The 2,531-nt window shown below is 32.4% G+C and carries 4 protein-coding genes; all 4 read right to left on the minus strand.

The genetic code is table 11. From position 1 onward, the window contains the following. Positions 1-311: 311 nt before the first annotated feature. Positions 312-644, minus strand: a complete 333-nt coding sequence (locus DBR11_RS13145; protein ID WP_108553126.1) for a hypothetical protein — start codon at positions 642-644, stop codon at positions 312-314. Between the two features lie 279 nt (positions 645-923). After that, positions 924-1,289, minus strand: coding sequence for an SMI1/KNR4 family protein (locus tag DBR11_RS13150; RefSeq protein ID WP_108553127.1), 366 nt, complete (start codon positions 1,287-1,289; stop codon positions 924-926). A 191-nt stretch (positions 1,290-1,480) separates the two neighbouring features. Further along, positions 1,481-1,876 (minus strand): hypothetical protein, encoded by a 396-nt coding sequence (locus DBR11_RS13155; protein ID WP_108553128.1) that lies wholly within the window; start codon positions 1,874-1,876, stop codon positions 1,481-1,483. Between the two features lie 28 nt (positions 1,877-1,904). Further along, positions 1,905-2,057, minus strand: coding sequence for a hypothetical protein (locus DBR11_RS29595; RefSeq protein ID WP_158275286.1), 153 nt, complete (start codon positions 2,055-2,057; stop codon positions 1,905-1,907). Positions 2,058-2,531: the final 474 nt, after the last annotated feature.

Here is a 2,531-nt window from a genome sequence, read left to right on the forward strand (position 1 = left end):
ATAGCCAATAAATAATCCAGATTAGATATTGTAAATAAGGTACCAAAAAAAACGTCTCCATTTTCTAAAACAACATTGATATCAATGTTGTCATTAAATATGTCTGCAACCTGATATCCGGTAGGAAAAATAATTTTAAATCTCATAATGATTGTCTGCTATGATAGTGGTTATACTATTGTGAAGTTTCAGGATCAGGGTTTATCGACTAAATTCATGGATTATTTTGATGAGGCTATAGAACTGGAGTTTTACAAATGAGTAAGAGACTCACCAAATTATGGACCTCTAGAAATTGCTAATAAAACTATTTATAACAAACTATAATTCCCTTCATCAAAATTGTAATCCTCCAAGTTGGTAAGTGGAGTAATGTATTCAATTATATCTTTTTCGATGATTATATCATATTCGCGGGCTATCAAGTATCTGCAAACCGGGCATCTATCCGATTCTGAGACCCCGTAAACTTTAACTTTGTTAAGCCCAGGAACTCCAATATCAGCTCGCCCCCACTTTATTTTTTCACCAATAAGGTACTCATTCTGCCAAGTATCCCCAAATTTGAATTGAATATTATCTATAAACAATACGTTGCAATTCTCGCATTTTGCATTTATTTTTAAAATATTGTATGCTCCCATATTAGAATCCTTTAAAGGGAATAGCTGCTGCCTTCATAAAATCTGACATTTTGTATCCCTTGTAATAACTGTAGCTCTATTTTTAGCCACACCTCCAATTATACGTCTCCTATGCTACAAGTCTAGCTTACTTATTCCCATTTATTCCAGCTCGATTCAAGAGACTCTCTCCAAAATCCTTCGCCAATAGTCAGATTTACAATTGGTTCTAACGTATTGTCAATTCCTAAAATTGTTCCTAATGGAACAATCCAAGACAAATGATTGATAAATAGCCTCTCAATCCAACCCTATAAAGTCTGTAAAATTTTTACTCTTAAAGATAGCCTCATCTTTTGACATTGCTATAAAAGGCAACTCAAAAATAAAACCAGTTGCCTTTTCTATCGCATATGCGGTCCCTCCTCCGTCTGAACCAAAAAGAAAAAAACCTGGAGCATATTCTTCAACTCCATAATCTTCATTTAGCTGTATTATTTCCGGTATCGGCCACAAAAGCACATAATGATCTTCTGTCCTAATTTCAGCACCATCAGATTTTTTAAAAAAATCTAAAAAATCATTAGGAAGAGCAAAGTCCGCCGCTTTAAGGAAAGTATCCATGGCATCTGCATCAACGGGTGGATTTCGTTCTATTTTCGCCATATCTGTGTTATTATTTATTTATATTTCTCATCATCGAATTCCAAAACTGAGTATAAGGATTATGTTCTTGCCTTGTCAACAATATTTTATTCAATAAATCCGTAAGACTGACCTACCCTGGCTTTAAGACACCGGTAAAGTCGAAAACCTGGACTTCCGGCTCATAACTTCGGCTGTTTTTTATACTTAGATCAATTATCTTTATCAAATTCAACTTTGGAACAAATAATTTCATTAATTGATGTCGTATCTAAATTCTTTAATTCATTTATTTTAAACTTTTCGCCGTAAATTCCAATAGTTGATTTATTGATTTTAACTGTTGTATCGTTGGTAATGAAATATAGATCAACGTAAGTTTGATCTTCTCCCCAGTCATCACTAACAGTTATTAAACATTTTTTTACTTTTCCAACTTGATAATCCTTTAAAAAAGACCAATATAATTCAGCAATACACCAACTCTCTTTATTAAATCTTGCAGAACACTCATGTCTAAATTTTGCTCTTAAATCTATTTGTGACAATGACATATTATAAATTTTCCGGTTTTGGTCTAATTTGATTTTTTGGCCCCCTATCTCCATTTAAGATAGAAAAATCATTAACTTCTGCTTATTCTGCCTTTATCCCTTCTACTCTATGAATGATATTATCATCAAGAACATCTCCATAAATATCTGAATCTTTTCCATATTTAGTTCCGATTTTCTGTGCAACTCTAGGAGAGGTTCCGCCTTCATAATTGTATTTGTTCCCTTTTTGCATAAAAAATGCACCCAATTAGTGTCTAACTATTTAGGGATAATGCAATGATGGGATTTGTTAAACATGCTGAAGGTTTAACTTTTAACATTGTATCTCTTAAAGTAAGAGATCATCACAGCAATAGATGTTCCCAAGTAAAAAATGAGTGGGTATACCTTACATATCCTATGGAATAGCATACCTGAACTCTCATTAAAAAAATAGAAATTCAACATTGCTGTAAAGTCCATGAATGTGGGGACATTTTTATGCGTCGAATTAAAAAAATCAAAGACACCATATGTACAAATTACAAACAATATGGCCCATGTTAGCTTGCTTCTGTATAATAAGAGGAAGATTATGATCAACATTAATAAAATATGACTGTAACTATCGCTCAATTCTTTAATAAAAAGCATATATGTCTCAGCCATTATTATTGCTATAAAAACACTAATTGAAACAATCTTAACAATTTTCATCATCTAGCTA

Origin of the sequence: Pedobacter sp. HMWF019 (assembly GCF_003061025.1) — a bacterium.
Taxonomy (GTDB): domain Bacteria; phylum Bacteroidota; class Bacteroidia; order Sphingobacteriales; family Sphingobacteriaceae; genus Pedobacter.